The organism is Crenothrix polyspora, from assembly GCF_900163755.1.
Classification (GTDB): domain Bacteria; phylum Pseudomonadota; class Gammaproteobacteria; order Methylococcales; family Methylomonadaceae; genus Crenothrix; species Crenothrix polyspora.
The window spans coordinates 1-1,701 of the sequence record NZ_FUKI01000047.1; the positions used below are offsets into that span (position 1 = coordinate 1).

A 1,701-nucleotide genomic window follows, 5' to 3' on the forward strand; every position below is an offset into this window, starting at 1 on the left:
AAGCTCTGGTTCGGAGTAATATAGGCTGTCTGTACCGCCAAAGACCGACAGAGCAATGGTGCGTTCGCGCCCGTACGTTAGCATGGTTTAGGATTACGTCAGTGATATTGGTGAAGTCCAGGTTTTCCTGGCTATCCCGTTTGAGAGAGTGATTTTTGAGACGTTTCCACGGCGGTATGGTACTTGTTTCCAGCCTGAGGATACTGCCATGAGCAAATTCAAAAACACCTTTGAACTGAAGTTTCCTAATGCCGCCGGTATTGATATTGGTGCTTCCAGCCATTTCGTTGCCGTGCCGCCTGACAGGGATGACCAGCCTGTCCGTGAATTTCCTAGCTTTACCGAAGACCTCAATGCCCTCGCCGATTGGTTGACCGCCTGCGAAATCGATACGGTGGCCATGGAATCGACCGGCGTGTACTGGATTCCTCTATTTGATCTCCTAGAGGCGCGGGGCTTTACCGTTTACCTAGTCAATGCACGTCATGTCAAAAACGTACCGGGTCGTAAATCCGATGTACTCGATTGCCAATGGTTACAACAGTTGATGAGTTTTGGCCTGTTGTCGGGGGCTTTTCGGCCACAAGGGGATTATGCCGCGCTACGCACTCTCGCAAGGCTACGTGAAATGTTGCTGCGCTGCCAAGCCACCCATATCCAGCATATCCAAAAGGCTTTGCTGTTGATGAACATCCTGCTGACGGAAGTGCTGTCTGATGTAATGGGCGTGACCGGCCAACTGATAATCCGCGCCATTTTGGCGGGTGAACGTGATGGCGAAACCTTGGCCAGCTACCGCAACGGCCATGTCAAGGCCAGCGAGGAAGACATCGCCAAGGCCTTGCAGGGCAGTTGGCGGGATGAGCATTTGTTCAGCCTTAAGGTAGCTGTCGAATTGTACGATTTTTATGCAGAGCAGCTGATGGCGTGTGACCAGCAAATACAACAACAGATGGAAGACTTGGCACGCTATGATCTCAAGCCAGAAAAACCCAAACGCCGTGGCGGCAAGCCCAAGAATGCGCCCAAGTTTGATGCCCGTGCTTTGTTGATGCAAATGTGTGGTGTGGATTTAACCCGTATCGATGGCATTGATGTGACAACGGCTTTTAAGGTACTGTCGGAAATCGGTGCTGATATGTCCAAGTTCAAGAGCGCAAAGCATTTTGCTTCTTGGTTGGGCTTGTGTCCTGGAACAAAAATCAGTGGAGGTAAAGTGCTTTCGGCGGCAACCAAGCGAACCTCCAACAAGGTTGCACAAGCCCTCAAAATGGCGGCAGTGAATTTACGCAATAGCCAATCAGCCTTGGGGGCGTACTATCGCAGATTATGTGGCCGGATGGACAAAGGCAAAGCCGTTACCGCTTGTGCCCATAAACTGGCACGGTTAATATACGCCATGTTAACCAAAGGTGAAGAGTACGTAGACCAAGGTCAAACCTACTACGAAGAAAAATACCGCGAACGGGTCATTAAAAACTTAACCAAACGTGCTGAAGAACTAGGTTTTCAATTAACTCCAGCCTCAGAAATGGCTTAAAAAATATGAATTATATCAGAAACTTAAAACGAGCTTCTTGAGAGCTTCAGCAGTTATTGAAAATGGCGTAATTTCCTACGAGTTCTCAAAAAGGCTGTCAAAGCTACTGTATAACCCTGAAATGTATCAGAAAATTAGTGTTCTTCAGCAAAAGTTATTTA

The 1,701-nt window shown here is 48.4% G+C and carries 1 protein-coding gene; it reads left to right on the forward strand.

Translation table 11 applies throughout. The features are described 5' to 3' along the window. The first annotated feature begins 208 nt into the window (after positions 1 to 208). Complete coding sequence (locus CRENPOLYSF2_RS03045) at positions 209 to 1,540, forward strand: IS110 family RNA-guided transposase (RefSeq protein WP_087142492.1); 1,332 nt, start codon at positions 209 to 211, stop codon at positions 1,538 to 1,540. The last annotated feature ends 161 nt before the right edge of the window (positions 1,541 to 1,701 follow it).